This window comes from Apibacter sp. B3935, from assembly GCF_009827705.1.
In the GTDB taxonomy this organism is placed as follows: Bacteria; Bacteroidota; Bacteroidia; order Flavobacteriales; family Weeksellaceae; genus Apibacter.
On record NZ_WINL01000004.1, the window covers coordinates 136,357 to 158,166 of the forward strand.

At 30.2% G+C, this 21,810-nt stretch carries 20 protein-coding genes; 7 read left to right on the forward strand and 13 right to left on the reverse strand.

Translation table 11 applies throughout. The annotated features are described in order from the left end of the window. Positions 1–170: 170 nt before the first annotated feature. Together GFV00_RS08850 and GFV00_RS08855 are read right to left on the reverse strand one after the other, a co-directional pair. Positions 171–1,475 (reverse strand): nucleotide sugar dehydrogenase, encoded by a 1,305-nt coding sequence (locus GFV00_RS08850; RefSeq protein ID WP_160557707.1) that lies wholly within the window; start codon positions 1,473–1,475, stop codon positions 171–173. 11 nt (positions 1,476–1,486) lie between these two features. Continuing rightward, positions 1,487–2,539 carry an NAD-dependent epimerase gene (locus tag GFV00_RS08855; RefSeq protein WP_160557706.1) on the reverse strand — a complete coding sequence of 351 codons (1,053 nt, stop codon included), beginning with the start codon at positions 2,537–2,539 and terminating at the stop codon, positions 1,487–1,489. 950 nt (positions 2,540–3,489) lie between these two features. Between GFV00_RS08855 and GFV00_RS08860 the strand changes: the two genes are divergently transcribed. The 3 genes from GFV00_RS08860 (at position 3,490) to GFV00_RS08870 (ending at position 6,482) form a co-directional block, all read left to right on the forward strand. Continuing rightward, on the forward strand, positions 3,490–4,728 hold the full coding sequence (locus tag GFV00_RS08860) for an LTA synthase family protein (RefSeq protein WP_160557705.1): 1,239 nt from the start codon (positions 3,490–3,492) through the stop codon (positions 4,726–4,728). A gap of 238 nt (positions 4,729–4,966) precedes the next feature. Then, on the forward strand, positions 4,967–5,539 hold the full coding sequence (locus GFV00_RS08865; protein ID WP_160557704.1) for a 5'-nucleotidase: 573 nt from the start codon (positions 4,967–4,969) through the stop codon (positions 5,537–5,539). A gap of 10 nt (positions 5,540–5,549) precedes the next feature. Continuing rightward, positions 5,550–6,482, forward strand: a complete 933-nt coding sequence (locus tag GFV00_RS08870; RefSeq protein ID WP_160557703.1) for a metallophosphoesterase — start codon at positions 5,550–5,552, stop codon at positions 6,480–6,482. Here the strand turns inward: GFV00_RS08870 and GFV00_RS08875 are convergent. Further along, positions 6,470–7,129, reverse strand: coding sequence for a YggS family pyridoxal phosphate-dependent enzyme (locus GFV00_RS08875; protein ID WP_160557702.1), 660 nt, complete (start codon positions 7,127–7,129; stop codon positions 6,470–6,472). The two genes, GFV00_RS08870 and GFV00_RS08875, sit on opposite strands and share 13 nt — an antisense overlap. 150 nt (positions 7,130–7,279) lie before the next feature. After that, the gene (locus tag GFV00_RS08880; protein ID WP_255448842.1) at positions 7,280–9,748 is read right to left on the reverse strand and encodes a glycoside hydrolase family 3 protein; all 2,469 of its coding nucleotides are present in this window, start codon (positions 9,746–9,748) and stop codon (positions 7,280–7,282) included. 279 nt (positions 9,749–10,027) lie between these two features. On the opposite strand from GFV00_RS08880, the gene GFV00_RS08885 reads away from it, so the two are divergent. After that, complete coding sequence (locus GFV00_RS08885) at positions 10,028–10,327, forward strand: DUF3817 domain-containing protein (RefSeq protein ID WP_160542867.1); 300 nt, start codon at positions 10,028–10,030, stop codon at positions 10,325–10,327. 160 nt (positions 10,328–10,487) lie between these two features. Here the strand turns inward: GFV00_RS08885 and GFV00_RS08890 are convergent, their stop codons facing one another. Continuing rightward, a complete protein-coding gene (locus GFV00_RS08890) occupies positions 10,488–11,231 on the reverse strand; it encodes a YebC/PmpR family DNA-binding transcriptional regulator (RefSeq protein ID WP_105296552.1) in 744 nt (247 codons plus the stop codon). A gap of 192 nt (positions 11,232–11,423) precedes the next feature. Beyond that, the gene (gene nadE, locus GFV00_RS08895) at positions 11,424–12,212 is read right to left on the reverse strand and encodes an NAD(+) synthase (RefSeq protein ID WP_160557700.1); all 789 of its coding nucleotides are present in this window, start codon (positions 12,210–12,212) and stop codon (positions 11,424–11,426) included. A gap of 54 nt (positions 12,213–12,266) precedes the next feature. Between nadE and GFV00_RS08900 the strand changes: the two genes are divergently transcribed. The 3 genes from GFV00_RS08900 (at position 12,267) to hemB (ending at position 14,735) form a co-directional block, all read left to right on the forward strand. Further along, positions 12,267–13,283, forward strand: a complete 1,017-nt coding sequence (locus GFV00_RS08900) for a gliding motility protein GldB (protein WP_160557699.1) — start codon at positions 12,267–12,269, stop codon at positions 13,281–13,283. 42 nt (positions 13,284–13,325) lie between these two features. Continuing rightward, positions 13,326–13,652: a gliding motility protein GldC gene (gene gldC / locus GFV00_RS08905; RefSeq protein ID WP_160542863.1), complete on the forward strand. Its 327-nt coding sequence runs from the start codon at positions 13,326–13,328 to the stop codon at positions 13,650–13,652. A 105-nt stretch (positions 13,653–13,757) separates the two neighbouring features. Beyond that, a complete protein-coding gene (gene hemB / locus GFV00_RS08910; RefSeq protein WP_160557698.1) occupies positions 13,758–14,735 on the forward strand; it encodes a porphobilinogen synthase in 978 nt (325 codons plus the stop codon). 168 nt (positions 14,736–14,903) lie between these two features. Here the strand turns inward: hemB and GFV00_RS08915 are convergent, their stop codons facing one another. The 7 genes from GFV00_RS08915 to recJ all read right to left on the reverse strand — a co-directional run bounded on the left by GFV00_RS08915 (position 14,904) and on the right by recJ (position 21,795). Beyond that, the gene (locus GFV00_RS08915) at positions 14,904–17,078 is read right to left on the reverse strand and encodes a SurA N-terminal domain-containing protein (protein WP_160557697.1); all 2,175 of its coding nucleotides are present in this window, start codon (positions 17,076–17,078) and stop codon (positions 14,904–14,906) included. A gap of 153 nt (positions 17,079–17,231) precedes the next feature. Beyond that, complete coding sequence (locus GFV00_RS08920; protein ID WP_160542860.1) at positions 17,232–17,489, reverse strand: hypothetical protein; 258 nt, start codon at positions 17,487–17,489, stop codon at positions 17,232–17,234. Then, a complete protein-coding gene (locus GFV00_RS08925) occupies positions 17,470–17,784 on the reverse strand; it encodes a co-chaperone YbbN (protein WP_105296559.1) in 315 nt (104 codons plus the stop codon). The genes GFV00_RS08920 and GFV00_RS08925 overlap by 20 nt, the downstream gene beginning before the upstream one ends. A 22-nt stretch (positions 17,785–17,806) precedes the next feature. Beyond that, positions 17,807–18,445 (reverse strand): peroxiredoxin, encoded by a 639-nt coding sequence (locus GFV00_RS08930; protein ID WP_160542859.1) that lies wholly within the window; start codon positions 18,443–18,445, stop codon positions 17,807–17,809. Positions 18,446–18,817: 372 nt separating this feature from the next. Continuing rightward, positions 18,818–19,447: a 7-carboxy-7-deazaguanine synthase QueE gene (locus GFV00_RS08935; protein ID WP_160542858.1), complete on the reverse strand. Its 630-nt coding sequence runs from the start codon at positions 19,445–19,447 to the stop codon at positions 18,818–18,820. A gap of 50 nt (positions 19,448–19,497) precedes the next feature. Next, the gene (nadD, locus tag GFV00_RS08940; protein ID WP_160557696.1) at positions 19,498–20,073 is read right to left on the reverse strand and encodes a nicotinate (nicotinamide) nucleotide adenylyltransferase; all 576 of its coding nucleotides are present in this window, start codon (positions 20,071–20,073) and stop codon (positions 19,498–19,500) included. Between the two features lie 9 nt (positions 20,074–20,082). Continuing rightward, a complete protein-coding gene (gene recJ, locus GFV00_RS08945) occupies positions 20,083–21,795 on the reverse strand; it encodes a single-stranded-DNA-specific exonuclease RecJ (protein ID WP_160557695.1) in 1,713 nt (570 codons plus the stop codon). Between the last annotated feature and the right edge of the window lie 15 nt (positions 21,796–21,810).

The following is a 21,810-nucleotide window of genomic DNA, read 5'->3' on the forward strand; positions in this document are numbered from 1 at the left end:
ATAAACTGGGATAGAAACAGTAATTAAAGGATTTTTCATAGTAAAAATTTTTAAAAGACGATTACCAACCATATCTTTATCAAAGAATGATTTACAATCATAAAGGATAAATTTTTTAAATATAAACTGGGACAGAAAAGTAATTAAAGGATTTTTCATAGTACAAATTTTTAAAGACGTTTATCAACCATTTCTTTGTCAAAGAATGATTTACAATCATAAATGAAGGAATTTTTTTTCAAATATTTTTTTAAATTAAATTTTTTAAAAATATTATGAGAAACAGCTAAAATAATTCCATCATATACTTGATCTGGTATGGTGTTTATGTTTTTTAACCCAAATTCTTTTTCAACGTTCTCAGAAATAGCAATTGGATCATAAACCCAAACGTAAATACCGTATTCATTAAGTTGATAAACAATATCTATAATTTTACTATTCCTAATATCGTTACAATTTTCTTTAAAAGTTATTCCTAAAATTAATACTTTAGAATTGTTTATTGTAATATTCTTTTTAGCCATTAACTTAATAACTTCAGAAGCAATATAATGAGGCATGGAATCATTTAATTTTCTCCCTGCAAGTATAATTTCTGGATGATAACCTATTTTCAGAGCCTTTTGGGCTAAATAGTAAGAATCTACTCCTATGCAATGGCCTCCGACTAGCCCTGGTTTAAATGGTATAAAATTCCATTTAGTTCCGGCTGCTTCTAAAACTTCTGTAGTATCTATTTCTAATAAATTAAATATTTTTGCCAGCTCATTAACAAAAGCGATATTTATATCTCGTTGAGCATTTTCAATTATCTTAGCAGACTCTGCCACTATAATACTACTTGTTTTATACGTGTCAGCGGTAATAATTGATGCATACAAGTTATTTACTATGTCAGCAATATATGGAGTTGAACCAGATGTAATTTTTTTTATTTTAGATAAAGTATTAATTTTATCTCCAGGATTAATTCTTTCCGGAGAATATCCTGCGAAAAAATCTAAATTATATTTTAATCCAGATATTTTTTCAATAATAGGAATACATTCTTCTTCGGTACATCCTGGATAAAATGTAGATTCATAGATAACTATATTTCCTTTTTCAATTACCTTACCTATAGTTATATTTGCTGAATTTAAAAAGCTCAAATCTGGCTTGTTAGATGAATCGACTGGCGTAGGTACTGTAACGATATATATGTTTGAATCACTTATGTCTTGTAAATTGGTTGTAGGATAAAAACCGATATTATTTTTAAAGCTGTTTGTAGAATTTACTAATACTTTTGATATTTCTTCTGATGCTATTTCTAATGTTATATCCTCAAAATTCATTAATTGAGAAATTCTTTCAGATGATATATCATAACCTATAACCTTATATTTTTTAGCAAATTCAATAGCCAAAGGTAGCCCAACATATCCAAGACCGATTATACATATCTTAATATCTTTAAAGTAAGACAGCATGATTTTTTCAATTATATAGAATAATAATTTCTATACCATGTAATAAAATTTTTAATTCCATCATTGACGGAAACCTCAGGTTTGTAGTCTAATGTTTCAATTAAGTCAGTAACATCAGCATATGTTGATGGAACATCACCGGGTTGTATAGGGAGTAAATTTATGATAGCTTTTTTATTTAATTTATCTTCAATAGTTTTAACAAAAGTCATGAGTTCTACAGGCTTACTATTACCTATATTATAGATTTTATATGGAGCTTGAGAAGAAGATGGATCAGGATCCATAGTGTTCCAATTTTTATTTTCTTTAGGCGGATTGTCATTTACTTTTACGATACCTTGAATAATATCAGATATATAAGTAAAGTCCCGCTTCATGTTACCATAATTATAAATATTTATTGGTTTATTTTCTAAAATGGCCTTGGTAAAAATAAAAAACGCCATATCAGGTCTCCCCCAAGGACCATATACAGTAAAAAAACGTAATCCAGTTGTAGGAATACCAAATAGATGGCTATAGGTATGGGCCATTAACTCATTACTTTTCTTACTAGCAGCATATAAACTTACAGGATGATCAACATTATCTTTAGTAGAAAAAGGTTGTTTGGAATTTAAACCATATACACTTGAACTACTGGCGAAAGTCAAATGTTTTACGGGATAATTTCGACAGCATTCTAAAATATTAATAAAACCAACTATATTAGAATCAATATAAGCATTTGGATTTATTAATGAATACCTAACTCCTGCTTGAGCTGCTAAATTAATAACATAATCAAATTTTTTTTCGGCAAATAAATGTTCTAATTTAATTTTGTCTTCTAAATTGAGTTTTATAAAAGAAAGATTGGGATGTTTAGCGCTTACAATGATTTTATTATATTCAAATTCCGAATTGTTAAAACCTAATTCAACAAGTCTTCCATATTTTAAATTAACATCATAATAATCATTAATACTATCAATTCCAATTATCTCATCTCCTCTTGTGGCTAAATACTCAGCTAAATGGTACCCAATAAACCCTGCTATTCCAGTTATAAGGATTTTCATCTACTTAAGATAATTATAATCTTTACAAATATAAATAATATTGATTTAATTAAAATTAATTAAAAATAGTATGTTGAAATGAATATTCTCTATAAAGTGATTTATTCTATGATAAACATAGTAAATATTAAAAGTTCCTTATATTATGTTGCGTAATATAATAAATTATATTATAGACAAAAAAATTTTTTAAAAATTTTTTTAAATAATAAATCTTATATAATGTAATTTGTATATTTTAAATACATAAATATGAAATTATTTATACCAATGTTTTAGTAGGTTCAAAAAATTAACTATATTTGGTGAGAAGATAAAATTTTTTGAAATTATATTTAAAATATGATACAAATAATATTGTTCATTTTACCTGCTTTTATATCTGCATCCTTTCTTGAATATTTATTAAACAAATCAACTAATTTTTATATATATATTAAAAGAGCTATTATTTTTATTAACGTAATAAATTTTATGGTTATTGGAAGCTTTTATTTTTTAACCAATATAGATTTGTCTTTAGAAGATAAAAGTTTATATACAATAGGTTTTTGTATAAAATATTTATTATTAGCATTAATATTTGCAATATTAAATTCAGTAATAGCTTATGTAATAATTAAAAAAGTTAAGACAATTTTAGTTTTTAGAGGAAAATAATGTTTAAAACATTTAAAAAGCTAGTACAAATATTTTCATATATCACCATATTTATTTCTATACTTATATTTAGTACAGCAAATTGGATTATTAATAATTTTAATGGGGTTGTTTTTGAACAACTATGGTTTCATATAAATGTCCGTGATTATAATCCCAATCATGAATATATATTAAAATTAATTACAAAGTCTTTAATTTTTTCATCAATTGTAGTTATATTATTAATAATTCTATCTACAAATTTTTATAAACCTAATAAATTATTTTTATATATAAGAATTTTTAAATTGAAAAATAAGTTTCAATTATATCCTATTGTTTTTTTAAAAAACTATAGGAATGTATCTATTTTTTCTTTTATAACACTAACGATATCTATATGGTTTTTTGCTACACATATAAAGGTAAATAACATTTATAATTATTTTTTTAAAGAAACAGATTTTTATAATGAAGAATACATTAATCCTAAAAATGTAGACATTAAAATTCCTAAAAATTCCAATAATTTAATCCTCATTTATTTAGAATCAATCGAATCAACAATGCAATCAAAAAAAGAAGGCGGTTGTTTTGATACAAATATAATACCCGAATTAACCAAGTTGGCTAACGAAAACCTAAATTTTAGTGCAACAGAAAACGTTGGGGGAGGTATTCAAGTTAGTTTTACTGGATGGACTATAGCCGCTATGGTTTCATCAAATTCAGGTCTCCCTTTAAAAATTCCATTGAAGGGCAATGATATATCTACATATGAATCTTTTCTGCCAGGAGTAATTACCTTAGGAGATATACTTGAAAAGAATGGATATACTCAATTATTAATTCAAGGATCAGATTCGAATTATTCAGGCATGAAAAAATTTTTTCAATTTCATGGAAATTTTAAAATAGTAGACTATAACTATTTTAAAGAAAAACAAATGATTCCGAAAGATTATTTTGTATGGTGGGGAATAGAAGATTCAAAATTATTTGAGTTCTCAAAACATGAAATAAATCGATTATCTCAGAAAAAAAAGCCATTTAGTGTTATTATTAACACCCTAAACACCCATTTTTCAAATGGGTATTTAGAATCAGAAGCTAAGATTTTATATAAAGAACAATACGCCAATGTAATATCTTATTCAAGCAAACAAATATATGATTTTATAAAGTGGATTCAAGCTCAGCCCTTTTATGAAAATACTACTATAGTCTTATTAGGAGACCACTTGTCTATGGATGAAAAATTTTTTAATAAAATTAAATGTCAAAGATACCCCTATAATTGTATTATTAATTCGAGAAAAAAACCTATTCAATCTAAGAATAGAAAATTTACAACCTATGATTGGTTTCCAACAATTATTGAAAGTATAGGAGGAGAAATAAAAGCTAAAGGTCTAGGGTTTGGAAGATCACTTTATAATGATCAGAAAACTCTAATAGAAATAATGGGGAAAGATAGCTTAGAAGCAGAATTAAATAAAAATTCAAATTTATATGAATCCTTTTGGTCTAAAAATAATTTCTATTAAAAAATTGTGCATCTAATGGATTTTATATAATTTTAAATCAATAGATTATAATATTATGAAATTAATTTGTAAGGTGATTTTTTTAAATTTCCTTTTGTTGTTATTGATACATTGTAAAACAAATAAGGTAAAAGAGGTGTACCAAATACATCTTAATAAAAAAATTACTGATTCAATTAAATCGGATTCACAAATTATAAATTTCATTTATCCATATAAAAAACAATTAGATTCAATAATGAATCAACCCATTAGTTATGCCAATGTAGACTTCACCAAAGCAGGATACTCCAGCAACGAAGGAAATTTATTAGCAGACTTAGTATTAGAATATGCTAAAAAATATGCTAAAACAAACAATAAACCTGAACCCGATTTTTGTTTGTTAAACAGCGGCGGAATCAGAACTATAATCCCTAAAGGAGTAGTTACTGTTGAAAATATATTTGAAGTATCACCCTTTGAAAATGAGATGGTCCTTTTACAATTAGATGAAACTCAAATGAAGGAAATGTTTGATTATTTAAGAATTGAAAAAAAAGGGCATCCGTTGGCAGGAATAAAATTAGTATATAAAAAAGATAAATTGATTTTTGCACAAATTGAAGGTAAAAATTTTGATCCAACAAAAAAATATTGGGTTGTTACCATAGATTATCTAATGAATGGCGGAGATAGAATGAATTTTTTCATGAAATCGGATGCCCAAGAAATCACTCATTTAAAATTACGAGATATTCTATTAGAACAGGTAAAAAATTACAAAGTATTGCCGGACATTAAAGGTCAAAGATTAGTCTTTGAAGATTAAAAAAATTCAAATGAAAAGAAGAGATTTTATCAAAACAGCTGCTTTAGCAGGAGGAGCTTTAAGTTTTCCCTCCCTATCATTTGCTTCCCGTGTTTTACAATCAGACAAAAAAATAACCATAGTACATACCAATGATCAACATAGTAGAATAGACCCTTTTCCGGCGACTTATACCAAAAATCCCAATCAAGGAGGTTTTGCCAGAAGAGCAACTTTAATAGATGCTATACGAAAACAAGAAGCACAGGTATTATTATTAGATTCGGGTGATGTTTTTCAAGGAACTCCTTATTTCAATTTTTTCGGAGGTGAACTGGAGTTTAAATTAATGTCAACCATGGGATATGAAGCTTCAACTATGGGAAATCATGAATTTGATAATGGATTGGAGGGATTTAAAAAACAACTGCCACATGCTAAATTTGATTTTCTTTGTTCAAACTATGATTTTAGCAATACGCTGTTGGAAGGATTAACCAAAGATTATAAAATCATAAAAAAGGGAGGCATTAAAATAGGATTATTTGGGTTAGGAGTTGAATTAGCCGGATTGGTTGAAAAAAAGAATTATTTAGAAACTAAATATCTGGACCCTATAGAAATTGCACAAGATCGAGCAAGAATGCTAAAAAAAGAAAAAAAATGTAATCTAGTAATTTGCCTTTCCCATATAGGATATAAATATCCTAATTTTCCCGATAAAATTTGCGATGTGAAATTGTGTCAGCAAACATCGAATATAGATTTAATACTCGGAGGCCATACACATACCTTTTTTAAAGAACCGGAAAAATATCTAAACAAAGAAGGCAAAGTAGTATTGCTCAATCAAGTGGGATGGGCCGGTTTATTATTAGGCAGAATTGATTTTCTCTTTACCCAAGACAATATGTTAAAAGAAATAGCTTATCAAACAATTCCCGTAAAAAATTACGCAGTATAATTTCGTTTTCCAAATAATTTAGATCCAATTCTAACCATATTACTTCCGCACTTTATGGCAATTAGATAATCATCCGACATGCCCATGGATAAAATCGATAGACCATATTCATTTTGATGGGTTATATAAAAATCGTGAAGAGAAGAAAATTCTTTTTCAATTTGAGAAGTATTATCAGTAAATGAAGCCATACCCATAAGACCAAGAATAGTAACATGTGGAAACATTCCATCCTTTTTAAGCTTAAGTATTTCAAGAGCCGAATCGAAAGTTAATCCATATTTAGAATCTTCTTGAGCTATTTTTATTTGTAATAAAACAGAAATCGGACGATTATTTTTTACCGCCTCTTTTTCAATAGTATCAAGCAATTCCAAACGATCAACAGAATGTATCAAATAAACAAAAGGAGCAATATATTTTACTTTATTCTTTTGTAAATGCCCAATTTGATGCCAGCGAATATTTTTAGGCAATTGATTATATTTTTCAACTAATTCTTGAACTTTATTCTCACCGAAATCGATCTGTCCACATTGATACATTTCTTCAATTTCCTTTGCAGGATGAGTTTTTGAAACGGCTATTAATTGAACATTAGAGGGTAGGGTTTCTAAAGTTGTTTGTAATGAATCTGCTATAGACATGGATTGAAAATATATTTTTACGAAGGTTAAAAGTACTAATAAATTTTTTGATAAAATAATGGGAGAAACATAGTATATAAAAAAGAGCGGAAAATATTTTATTTTCCGCTCTGTTAAATTAATATGACTTTAAAAATAATGGATTATGATTTATCTATTAGATTTTAAATCTTGAAAATTAAGATCATTATTTAACACATTGTTTACTTTTTCAACAATTAACTTATTTGGTAATGAAAAATTAGATACTTGCTTAGTGTTAGTAAGAGATGAGTTAAACTCAATTTTATAGATTCCAGCATCGGCAATCCATGCGGAAGCCAAAGGATTAAAAGAAGCTAAGTCTTTGGGTTGAAGTTCGAAAAATACCACTTGAGTTTCTCCCGGTTTCAATACTCTGGTCTTAACAAATCCCTTTAATTCTTTTGATGGTTTATCTATATTCCCTTTAGGAGTTGAAAGATACAATTGAACAACTTCTTTACCTGCAACACTTCCTGTATTTTTAACTTTAAGAGAGATCAAAAGTTTTTGATTAAATTCAGCGGAACTCAATACAGGTTCAGAATAGTCGAACTTTGTATAAGAAAGGCCGTACCCAAATTCATAAGATGGAATAACATTAAATGTGTTAAAATATCTGTATCCCACATAAATGCCTTCCTTATAAGATACGTCAGTTGGTTTTTCCGGCGGAACTCCGTCAAAATTAGAAGAAGAAGAAACATCTGTATATTTAACAGGTAGGGTTTGAGTTAATTTTCCGGATGGATTCACAGCTCCTGAAAGTACATCGGTTATAGCATAACCACCTTCCTGACCGGGAAGACTTGCCCAAACTATAGCATCTACTTTATCTTTCCAACTGGAAGTTTCAATAGCGCTTCCTGAATTTATAATCACAACCACTTTTTTATTTTGTTGATGAAATGCTTTTGATACTTCAGAAATTAAATTTTGTTCTTTTTCGGAAAGATCAAAATCATCAGGAATTTTTCTGTCTCCGGATTCACCCGCTTCTCTTCCAATAGTAATGATTGCAATATCATTTTCTTTAGCACTGTTTTGGATCGCTTTTTCCTTAATGGTCGGCTGAGTTAAAGTTGGTAAGATAGCGAGTAATTTTTTCTTTAATTCCTCAGTTTTAGCTAATTCCTCCTTAACAAATTGAGAATAGGTTTGATTTAAATTTTTATCAATCACATAACCGTTATCTTCCAATCCTTTAGGTAAAGAAATTACATATGCTTTATTTACATTTCCACTTCCTGTTCCTCCTGCTATAATATTATATGAACCACTTCCAAATAAGGCTATTTTACTTCCTTTATTTAAAGGTAAAGCCCCTTGCTCATTTTTTAATAAAACCATACCTTCTGAAGCTGCTTTTCTGCTTAAAAGTGCATGGGATTTCAAATCCGGATTATTAGTTGGTACATAACCAGCTACCCGTGGAGATTTATAGATCATTTCCAATACATTTCTCAAGCAATTATTTACATCTTCTATAGAAAGACGTTTAGTTTCAATGTATTTTTTAAGGGTTTCAAATTGTACTTGTGTACCCGGCATTAACAAATCATTTCCTGCATGTAATTGCTTTGCAAATATGTTTTCATCATAAGAATCTTTACTTATTCCATCATGGCTGGTATCACTTATAGCTGATACATTGGCATATCCGCCAAACCAGTCTGTAATTACTGCTCCTTTGAAGCCCCATTCGTGACGTAAAATGGTAGTTAATAAGTCATAACTTGCCGAAGTGTAAGTCCCGTTAATTTTATTGTAAGAAGACATAATGGTTGCTGGATTAGATTCTTTAACAGCAATTTCAAATCCGCGTAGGTAAATTTCTCGTAACGCTCTTTGAGATAGATGAACATCTAAGTCCATTCGATTGTTTTCACTATTGTTTGCGGCAAAATGTTTTAAAGAAACACCCACACCGTTTTTTTGAATTCCTTGTGTGATCGCTGAAGCGAATTTACCGGCTATTAAAGGATCTTCTGAGAAATACTCGAAATTACGCCCACACAAAGGGTTGCGAATGATGTTTAATGCCGGAGCCAATTGAATATCCGAGCCATATTTTAAGGCTTCATCTCCAATAGCATTTCCAACTTCTTTTGCTAATTCTGTATCCCAAGTGGTCGAAATAAGGGCCCCTACAGGAAAACCTGTGGCATAATAAGTTCTTGTTTCTCCTTTTCTTTTATAAGAAATGCGGACACCTGCAGGACCATCGGTAAATATTACTGCAGGAACGCCCCATTTGTCAATGGGTGTAGTTGAACCTGCTGACCCGGGAATAAGATAGCTTGGTATTGTGACTCCTTTAGGGTCTATAGCTTCAAACCCTTTCAACATTTCAAATCCAACCATTCCCGTACCCAAGAGTAAATGTATTTTATCATCAACAGATAAACGAGAAATTAAATCATTAATTCTTTCATAATCCGACAGTCGAGTATCTTCATAAGGTTGTAGTTTTCCATCTTTGTTCCAATCAGAAAATCTTTGATTATTTACAACGATTTGGGGATAGGTTTGCGCCTTACTGAGGTTAAATGCGCAAAAACCGGCTAATGCATATAATACAAATCTTTTTTTCATCATATTATTTTTTTTTCTCATAAGGTACAAATTATTTATTATATATTAACATAGACATGATATAAATTAGGTGTTAAGTGCCTTGCTATTGCTATATAATATTTAATAATTGATATACAATAAGATATATATTCTGATTTTATATAATAAAAAAAGATGAAATTGAACTAAAGATGTATTCACATACAGTAGTATCTAAATAAAAAGATAATACGAACCATTTATGTAAATGCAAAAATTATCTTGATAAATGATTATTTTTGTACGAGTAAAGGTAAGCAAATGAATAAAAAAAAGGTAGAAAAATATTTTAATTTAGCTTGTTATGCAGAATGCATAAGTTGTTTCTTACTTTTTTTAGTAGCCATGCCCTTAAAATATTTTTTTCATTATACCTTATTTATGATTCCGACGGGTATGATACACGGTTTATTTTTTACCGCATATATTATATTGGCGATTTTAGTTAGAAAGCATTATAAATGGGATGATGAAGATTTTGTATTTGTATTAATGTCAGCCTTTTTCCCGTTCGCAACGCTATGGGTCGAAAAAAAATTAGCTAAGATCAATCGAACATAAATTAACCAATTTTAGATTTCTGGTTGTAAAAATCAACTAATAATTTAAAATTGTTTAAGTTATTGCTTAATGATTTAACAGGAATACGATAGATATAAAAAAAATAAAAAGCTTCTTATAAGCATAAGAAACTTTCTATTTTTTATATATGTGAAAAATTCTAATTTACAGCGTTTTGCAATTCTTCAGTAATTTCCATATTATGAAATACTTGTTGAACATCATCATCGTCTTCAAATTTTTCAAGCATTTTCAAAATAGTTTGTGCCTGTTCTAACGGAAGAGCTTTTGTATTGTTAGGCAACCTTTGTAATTCTGCACTCTTAGGCTCTATACCCAATTCTTCAAATTTATGGTTTATAGAACCAAAATCTTCAAAAGAAGAGGTTATAATCACTTCATTTTCATCTTCTTCAATTTCTTCGGCTCCTGCGTCAATCATTTCCAATTCAAAACTGTCCCAATCCATAGTAAGATTTGACTTATCTAAAGTAAAAATCCCCTTTCGATCAAAAATAAATGTAAGTTCTCCATTTTTGCCCAGATTTCCTTCAAATTTGTTAAATATAGCACGAACATTGGCTACAGTTCGGGTAGGATTATTAGTAGTACATTCTAAAAAAATGGCAATTCCTCCCGGTCCATATCCTTCATAGGTTATTTCATCGTATTGTTCTGCATCTGCCCCTGAAGCCTTTTTAATCGCTCTTTCTACATTGTCTTTAGGCATATTTACACCTTTCGCATTAAGTAAACAACGACGAAGTGCAGGGTTAGATTCAGGGTTAGGGCCACCGGCTTTTACAGCAATTGCAATTTCTTTACCAATACGGCTGAACTGTTTTGCCATTTTGTCCCATCTGGCTAATTTTGAAGCTTTTCTATATTCAAATGCGCGTCCCATAATCAAGTTTAATTTCTAAAACAAAAATAATAATTGAATGAGTTATAGAAAAATAAATTATTAATTTTTAAATCTTTTTTACATGTTTAACTATTTGATGGTTTGTTCTTTTTTTACAACTAATATATAGATGAACTAAGAACAATTAATAATTATAGTAACCGTGTAGTTAAACAGTATCCTTAACAAAGTTTAATCAAGTAATTCTTTAGGAATTTTACAAACCGGAATAGGATTAATTTTATGTTGAGCGAGTCTGTTTAATCGATCATAAATTTCGAAAACTTCACGTTCTCTTCCTGTAAAATCAGAAGCCTTATAATTTTCATGAACATTCATTGCCCATTCCAATTCCGGATAGGATGCTCCAATTTGGTCTTCATCAGATCGGTCATCAGTCCAAAGACCATCGGTAGGTTTCGCTTTCTGAATAGATTCGGAAACATGTAATTCTTTGGCTATTTCAAAAACCTGACTTTTTAAGAGGTCGGCAATAGGGCTGATATCAACTCCTCCATCTCCATATTTAGTAAAAAAGCCGATACCAAAATCCTCTATTTTATTACCTGTTCCACAAACCAAGAAATTGTTGAGTCCTGCATAATAATATAAGGCAGTCATACGAAGACGAGACCGAGTATTGGCTAAAGATAAATTGTTTTTTTCATGAGATTCATCCGCTTCTAAATCAGATTTTAAAGCCTCAAAAGTGTTGGTTAAATTTATAGTTTTTCCGGTAACATTTGTATAGTGTTCAGTAAGATATTTTATATGTTCTCTGGCTCGAGTAACTTGGTCTTCCGGTTGATGAATAGGCATCTCTAAAACTAAAACGGGTTTACCGGTTTCAGCAGCTAATGTAGAAACTACAGCGGAATCTATTCCTCCGGATACTCCTACAACAAATCCTTTTGCTCTACTATTTTTGAGATAATCGTTTAACCAATTAACAATATAGGAAATTACTCTGGTTGTTTTCATAATATTGTATCTTTGCGCGTAATATTATATATTTAAAAATCAAGTGTAAAGATAATGAAGATTATTAAATATCTTACAGTATTGTTATTAGTAATAAGCTGCACTCATAAAAACAATAAAGAAGATTTGAATAAGAGGTGGAAAGTAGAGGTTAGCGAGATACAAGAACCTGTTGAAATTCATGATATAGCAAAAGATTTTTACAATTTAGATATTTCAATACCGAATTTCAGAAAAAAATATCCTTTTTATTTGAGTCAGAATACCCCGGATTCCCGATTTGAAAAAGATCGAAGGGATAGTACAGAACTCAATATTTATTCTGAAATAAAGAAAAAAGTTTCTAACGATAGAATTAAAGCTGAATTAGAGAATCTTTTTCAGCATATCAAGTATTATTATCCGGAATTTAAATCTCCCGCAGTATATTTATATTCATCATTTACCTCAGATTATTTGAATCCGATTACATATATTCCACAAAATAATTATTTACTTATTGCTACAGATTGCTTTTTAGGTTTTGATAATAAATACTATAATATGATGAATATAGATAAATATATCCAGAGAACAATGAGCATGGACTATTTTTCATCAAAAACGGCAAAAGAAATAATTAAAGGAATGGCAATAGTTCCGCGAGAGACGAACAGCCAATCTTTTGTTTCACAAATGATTTATCAAGGCAAAATTTTAGTTTTGGAAGATGCCTTTTTGCCGGAAGTAAAAGATTGTTATAAAATAGGATATACCCAAGACCAGATAAATTGGGCGAAAACTAACGAATATGAAATATGGAATTTCTTTATTGAAAGTAATTATGTGTTTAGTGACGATATTTCTTTATCTGATCGGTTTTTATCGTTAGCGCCTTTTTCTAAATTTTATACGGAGGTAGACTCTCAAAGTCCGGGGAGAATAGGTTGTTGGACCGGATGGCAAATTTGTAGAAAGTACTTACTTGAAAATCCTCAAATAAGCCTTCAAGACTTTATTAAAAATCCTAACCATGAGCAAATATTTGCCAAGTCCAAATATAAGCCTCATCCTGAGGTTGATACACACTAATATTTAAAGATACAAAACAACGTAATATTTTAATAGGAGCTAATGAAAGAAACTGAAATAAATTTTAATGTACAATTAGATGAAAACCATATACCCGAAAAAATTGTATGGGCAGCCCCGGACGGAGGAGTAATTGGAGCAGAAAGTAAAGCTATTTTATTATCTGTTTGGGATGATAAAGTTAAAGAAGCTTTAAGGATTGATTTATGGACCAAAGAAATGCCTGTTGATGATATGAAGCGGTTTTTTCATCAAGTATTGCATTCTTTAGGAGATTCTTATCAGAGAGCCACAGATGAGGAAGAAATAGCAGAAGAAATAAGAAAATTTGCAGAATATTTTGCAGATAGGAGTGGTATAAAAATGTAATATAATTTTTTAAACTGAATAAGATTTTATTTATCTTATTGGTTTTTACCAAATTCTTTTAAATTATACCTTTTAAGGTCAACTATTAACACGAAATAACAAAAAATGATACTATATAATAGAAATAGAAGATTAAGATCAACTCAAGCCATAAGAGATTTAGTAAGAGAAACGATTTTAACTACCGATGATTTTATCATGCCGATATTTATTGCAGAAGGAGAAAATATAAAAGAAGAAATTTTTTCTATGCCGGGAATATATCGACAATCATTGGATTTAACAATTAAAGAGGTTAAAGAATTATGGTCTTTAGGAGTTAAAGCGGTGAATATTTATGTAAAAATCAGTGAAAATTTAAAAGATAATACAGGCAAAGAAGCATGGAATAAAAACGGCTTAATGCAAAAATCAATCAAAGCTATTAAAGATGCTGTACCCGAAATGGTAATTATGCCGGACGTCGCTCTTGATCCTTATTCAATTTACGGACATGACGGAATTGTTGAAAACGGTAAAATTGTAAATGATGCAACCGTGGATGCTTTGGTAAAAATGAGTTTAAGCCATGCAGAAGCAGGAGCAGATTTTATTGCGCCAAGCGATATGATGGATGGAAGAGTTGCAGCAATTAGAGAAGCATTAGAAGAAAATGGATTTGATGAAGTAGGTATTATGAGTTATGCAGCGAAATATGCCAGTTCGTATTACGGTCCTTTTAGAGATGCTCTGGACAGTGCTCCCGGTTTTGGAGATAAAAAAACCTACCAAATGGATTACGGTAACAGTAAAGAAGCCATCAATGAAGCCTTGAAAGATATTGAAGAAGGCGCAGATATTGTTATGGTAAAGCCGGGGCTTCCTTATTTAGATATAGTCTCTAAATTAAATGAAATAATAGATGTGCCTATTTCGGTATTTCAGGTTAGTGGAGAATATGCCATGATTAAAGCGGCTGCAAAAAATGGATGGTTAGATAATGATAAAATTATTATTGAAAGCTTAACATGTATAAAAAGAGCAGGTGCCGGTCTTATTTCTACCTATTTTGCTAAAGAAGCAGCTAAACTATTGAATCGATAAATTGTAAGTAATAAATATTTTTATAAGAAGCCTCTTTTATTTCGATAAGAGAGGTTTTTTATTAAAATTAATAGAATAATTAACTCAAAATTGTTTGAGGAAGTATCGCTAAAAACAAAAAAGCATACTTATAATTAAGTATGCTTTTTTTAATATTTATTGTCTAAATTATTTTTGTTGTTGATTTAACAAGATACCTCTATAATCGGTAATATCTGACTCTTGAACTAATGATCTTAAAAGTAAAGAAGGCATTTGTTGAGCATATTGACTCATTAAAGAGGTTTTAAGCTGTTTTTTGTCTCCAACTTGTCCTTTAGTAATCGATTTAGTTACAATTAAATAAACTCCGCTTTTTCCTTCAATTGCTTTTGAGGTAATTCCTTGTTTTAACCCAAATGCAGCACCCCCCACCTTAGGCTCAAATTCTCCGTTAACTGATGGATTATCAAAACTTATTGAAGCATTGCTTTTTGTAGTTTTAAATTCAGTTGCTAAGTTGTCAAGTGATTTGTTTCCTGAATTTACTTTTTCAGCAATTATCTTACCCAGCTTTTCATTCCTTACCTCAGTTTCAATTTCATCTCTAACTAAAGAAGGATCTGCCAACCCTTTACTAAATAAAGATGAAACTCTGGCTACAATATAACTTTGGTCACCGGTAGTGAATACTTCAGTATCACCAAGTTTTCTTTTAGAATCAAACGCCCAAGCAATAATATCAGAATCTTTATCTGTGTGTAATCCGTTCAACATAGAACCAAAACGTACTATGCCACGTTGCTGTTGTGGTTTATAGTTAGATTTTTTAGCGAAATCAATAAATTCTCTTGATGACTTTCCTTGAATGGATTGTATGAAATTGGTTGATTGTTTACGGGCAGTCTCGATAGTTTCCTCAGAAGGTTTAATTTCTTTCGCAAGATCTGCTAGTTTATAAACAATTTCATCCGGTTTCCTTTGAGATATCATTAATACCAAATATCCCTGAGGAGTTTCAATAACTTCTGCTTTATTTGTTGGAGAAGTTTCCAAAAAACGTTGTAATTTTTTATAAGGAGCAGGAAAATCTTGAGCAGTTGTTAACTTCATTTCACCATTATTCGAGGAAGCCGTCGGATCGTCTGAATATTGAGAAGCTAATTTTGCAAAATCACTAGGATTAGCATTTAATTTTGCCGCAAGTTCATCCGCTTGTTTTTTTGCCTGATCCTTGTTTCTGGCAGTTTTAGGCTGGATTTGCTGAGCTCCGGTGTAACTTATTAATATATTTTTAGCAGTTACAGAATCCGTATTTTTTTTAGCGATTAATTTAGATAATACATAGTATCCATTATCTTTATAAGCATTAGAAATTTGTCCGATAGAAGCATTTTTTACCCAATTTTGTATGTTTTGAGGCAATTGCTTTTCGCTTCTGTATTGAGAGATAAAAGGTTTATCTGCAATTTGTGCGGTATTTAACTCGCTGATATATAGTGAATCATTTTTAACCGAACCAAATGCTTGAATGGTATCTCCTTCAATAATGGATTGAGACAATAAGGCATTTAACGAATGTAATGTGTTATTTTCATCGGAAGGAGTAGGTTTTGCAGAGAAATATACAAAATCTAGCGTTCTGTTTTCATCAATTTTAAATAAAGATTTATGTTTTTCAATATAAGCTTTTAAATCTTCATCTGTGACCTTAACAGGGTTTGATTTCTGATATGTATTATAATCGATTTTAACGAATTCAATATCTGCAATATTGGATTGATTTTGTGCTAAAAGTTCAATTTCCTTGTTATTGGTTAACATTCCGGAACCGTAAGTCCCTAAATATTGTTTACCCATTGCTTGATAACCAAAATTCTTTTTTAAAGTCATCATAGTTTGGAAATATTCTCTGTATTGCGGAGAGGCATTTTGGCTTTCTTCCATTTTTTGAAATTCATCCTGAATCAATTTGGTATTAATATTTCCACTTTTATCTTTGAATTGAGGATTGTTAAACAAAGGAGAGGATTTGGCCATATTCCAAATCATTTTATCAGTTAAAATTAATCCTGAGGCATTAAATTTTTGCTCAATTAATTTTTGTTCAATTAACGAATTCCAAACTTGTCCTTCAAGTAAATTTTCCGGATATTGCCCTTGGTACTGAGAAGAAAGAAGACTAAGTTGACTATAATATTCCTGGCGTGAGATCGCTTCTTTGTTTACTTTTCCCAAAACATTGGGATCTTTCTTGCCAATTCTGCTCCAATCAATTCCACCTAATAAAAATAATAATAATGCTACAGCAACAAAACCTATTAATAACCCGTTTCTTTTTCTTATTTGTCCAAGAATAGCCATTTATTCGTAATTTAATTTATTTTAATTTACGAAATTACGGTTTCGACATGAAATATGAAAATAATATTTACCTTAATAGTCATTTTTAAAAATAAAAAAACCTCACAAGAAAAATCTTGCAAGGCTTTTAAAAATTAAATTTAAAAGTATAGACTATTTATCAATTGATCCGAGGACACGTTTCATAAATGCATTTAAAGCATTTTTTTCATCCATACCCTCTCTCATTAGCTTATTAACTTCAATAGCTCCGTACATATTAGAGAGCACTTCTCCTAAAACATCTAATTCTTCATCTTTCAAACCCGGAGCTTCCGTTAAGTTCTCTAAGGTTTCAATTGTTTCATTGATATAATCTTCATCATTATTTTCAATGAATTGAGTTAAATGTTTAATTATGGGTAACTTCATTTACTAATTCTTGTAAAGGTTCTATTTTATTTGTTTGTATTTGATTAACCAGCTTTCCGTCTTTAAAAGAAGCAAAAGTCGGTAAGTTAGTCACATTTGCTAATTTTCTAGATTCAGGAAATTTTTCCGCATCAACAATTAAAAAAGGAATGGTGCTGTTTTCTTCGCCAATTTTTTTAAATTTCGGCTTCATAATTTTACAGTTTCCACACCATGAAGCGGCATACTGAACGAGAACGATCGGAGATTCTTTGATAATTTCACTTAAATTATCTTCTTGTAATTCTTGTACCATTTTTTTGTATTTTAAATTATAATTAATGAGAAGATAAATAATCCGATACTCCTTTACGATTGGCATTCATCGCATCTTTTCCTTCTTCCCAGTTAGCCGGACATACTTCACCGAATTTTTGAACATGAGTATAGGCATCTATAAGGCGTAAATATTCTTGAACATTTCTTCCTAATGGCATGTCATTAATACTTTCATGGAAAACTTTTCCCTCTTCATCGATTAAAAAGGTTGCTCTGTATGCAACATTGGATCCTTTCAATATCACAGTTTCATAATCTTCATCATATTCGGAAGATTCAATATCTAAAATTCCTAAAATATTAGAAAGATTACGTGTTGTATCTGCTAAGATTGGATAAGTGACCCCTTCTATACCGCCATTGTCTTTAGGTGTATTTAACCAGGCAAAATGTACTTCGTTAGTATCACATGAAGCCCCTATAACTATAGTATTTCTTTTTTCAAATTCAGGTAGTGCTTGCTGGAAAGCATGAAGTTCGGTAGGACAAACGAAAGTAAAATCTTTAGGATACCAAAATAATAAAACTTTTTTATTTTTTTTAGTTGCCTCCTCAAAAATATTGATCTTTAAATCATCCCCCATGTGATCCATGGCATCTATTGAAATGTTTGGAAATTTTTTACCTACTATTGACATAATTTTATTGTTTTGTTTATCAAAATATTATTTCATTTTTTACATTTCAAAATTAGTCAATAAAACAAAGTCCCTACGTTGTGTAAGCATAATTCTTTTTTATTGAAGAATAAAAAAAAACTATATACATAAAAAAATTTCACGATAACTTCCCGAATTTTTTATTAAGATAGTAAAAAAAAATAATTTATCCTATTAAATGATATAAACTCAAAAGGATGAATTAATTAAAAGATATTGAAATCTGATAGTAATCGTTTATAAAGACATGATTCTGCTAATTCAAATAAAGATTAAAGGCATTAAAAACTAAAAAATGAAGGCAGAAGGGTTTTTTAATGATATAGGATTAGACTTTATCAATTGCTGTTGTTAAGGAATGTTTAAATATTTATGAGTTTGTAAAGAAACTTGCCATTTAGGGTTTTTCATCACATAATCAATGATTTTTGGAGTAACTTTATTCCTATTACTCCACTCAGGTTGTAAATATAAAATGGCATTATCATTTACTTTAGAAGCCTGTTCTTCAGCAAAAATAAAGTCATGATTATTATAAACAATTACTTTTAATTCGTTTGCTTTTGCATACACACTTTCGAGAGGAAGGGCTGTTTTTTTAGGAGACAGACAGATCCAATCAATATGTCCCGATAGAGGATAAGCTCCCGAAGTTTCGATATGTATTCGGCAACCCAAATTTTTTAGTCTGGACGTTAAGGGCTCTAAATTCCACATTAAAGGTTCTCCTCCGGTTAAAACAATGGTTTTCGATTGGGAAGCAGCCGTTTCGGCAATTTTATCTACAGAACTAACCGGATGAATAGAAGGATTCCAACTTTCTTTTACATCACACCAATGACATCCTACATCACAACCGCCTATTCTTATAAAGTATGCAGCCGTACCGGTATATCTACCTTCCCCTTGAATGGTGTAAAAATGCTCCATAATAGGTAATGATAGACCGGATTCTAAATCCATTGTTATACTATCTTCCATTTACTTATAATTTTTTAGCAAAAACAACTTGCAAAATTACAAAAAAGTAATTATTTATAAAGATTGCTACCATCAATATAATTGAATACTTCCGGAGGAAGCATGGGGCGAACATTTTTATGTTCTTTAATCATAGAGCGTATTAAGGTAGAAGAAATTTCAATGATGGGAGCGGAAATTTTATGAATATGTGGATGGTCCATAGTTTGTTCCTTCTGAATACTGTTAATTCGAGGATAAACAAATAATGAATGATATTTTAAAATTTGTTCATAATTTTTCCATTTATGAAATGAATTCAAATTATCTTCTCCCATTAGTAAAACAAAATCATAGGATGGATATTTTTCTTTAAGTACAACCAACGTATCAATGGTATAGGAAGGTTTGGGTAAAGCAAATTCAACTGAAGAAGATCTGAAATGCGGGTATTTTTCAATGGCAAGGTTTACCATTTCCAATCTGTGATGATCTTTTAACAGAGTAGATTTATTTTTGAAAGGGTTTTGCGGAGTTACAACAAACCAGATTTGGGTAAGATCTGAATTTTCAATGATATAATTTGCAATAATTAAATGTCCTATATGAATAGGATTGAATGATCCGAAAAATAAACCAACTTTCATTCAACAAAGTTACAAATCCTCATAAAATTTAACATCTTTAATTTGCAGTTGATAAAAAGTTTTGCCTTGCCAATAATTTTCATATAAAGTGAAAACCATATCAAAAGGATATTTTTCAAATTTAGGCAAAAGATGACCCATTTTAAAGGCGATAGCTTCAAATGAATTTTTAATGGAATCTTGGAAAACAATAATTTTTAAATGGGAACGATCTTTACCCATAAGCGTATAATCGCCTCCAAAATAAACATTTCTGGCTAAAAATACCGGGCGCAAATTAGACGGGCCAAATGGAGCAAAATAACTGATAAGTTTGAAAAAACGTTTATTTATTACGGATAGAGATATTTCTTCGTCTATTTCAATAGTTGGCGTTCTTTGGCTTTCCTTAATCGTTTCTTTAACTACAGATTCAAATTTTTCTTTAAAGGGTAAAAAATTCTCTTTTTTTATCGAGAGCCCTGCAGCATACATATGACCTCCAAATTGTTCCAAATACTCAGAGGTTTTTTCCAAAGTTTTATAAATATCAAAACCGGTAACACTTCGAGCAGAAGCAACCAGGTCTTTATTTTTTCCTTCTGTAAAGACTAAAGTAGGCCTGTAATATTCTTCAATTAATCGGGAAGCTACAATTCCAATGACCCCTTTGTGCCATTTGCGATTAAAAACAATGGTGGAATAAGTACTGGTTTGACCTGTTTTTATAATTTCTTGAATGGCTTCGGAAGTGATATTGGCATCAAGCTCTCGACGTTCGTTATTAAGCTCATTAATTTGAGTATAGATCTTTCGAGCTTCAATGTCATTAGTTGTAATAAGTAGCTTTACAGCATTGCTTGCATGGCTGATTCTTCCTGCAGCATTTATTTTAGGAGCTATTCCAAATACAATATTATTAATTGAAAAAGCTTCACGAGTTTCTTTGGGTAAAAAAACCTTTAAACCTACTCTGGGTTTTTCCAACAATTGTTTCAAACCAAATGCAGCTAAAATTCGATTTTCACCGGTTATCGGTACAATATCGGCAGCGATACTGATAGCTACTAAGTCTAAGTAGGGAAATATATCTTCCTGTGGAATTTGTTTTTGGGAGGACAAAGCTTGAATAAGCTTAAAGCCAACCCCACATCCGCTTAAAAATTTATAGGGATACTTGCAATCTGATCTTTGCGGGTCTAAAATAGCAACCGCTTCCGGAAGAACTTCATCCGGCAAATGATGATCGCATACGATAAAATCAATGTTTTTATCTTTTGCATAAGAAATCTTATCTTTTTCTTTAATTCCGCAATCTAATGCAATTATTAAGGAAAAACCATTAGCAGCGGCAAAATCGATGCCCTGGTAAGAGATGCCATACCCTTCCTCATATCTATCCGGTATATAATAATCGATATGTTTATAAAAAGAATTAAGAAATAGATACATCATTGCCACAGAAGTAGTACCATCCACATCGTAATCTCCATAAATAAGTATTTTTTCATTAGTATTTATGGCTTTTTCGATTCTTTCTACAGCAATGTTCATGTCCTTTAGAAGAAAAGGGTCATGAAGTTGATCAAGCGAAGGTTTAAAAAAAGTTTTAGTTTCATCAAATGTAGAAACACCTCGTTTTAAAAGAAGGCTGGTAATTTCCACAGGGAATCCCAGTTCTTCAGCTAGTTTTTGGGCTTTATTTGGATCAGGTTGAGGTAAAATTAACCAACGATTTCGCATAGTTTACAAATGTAT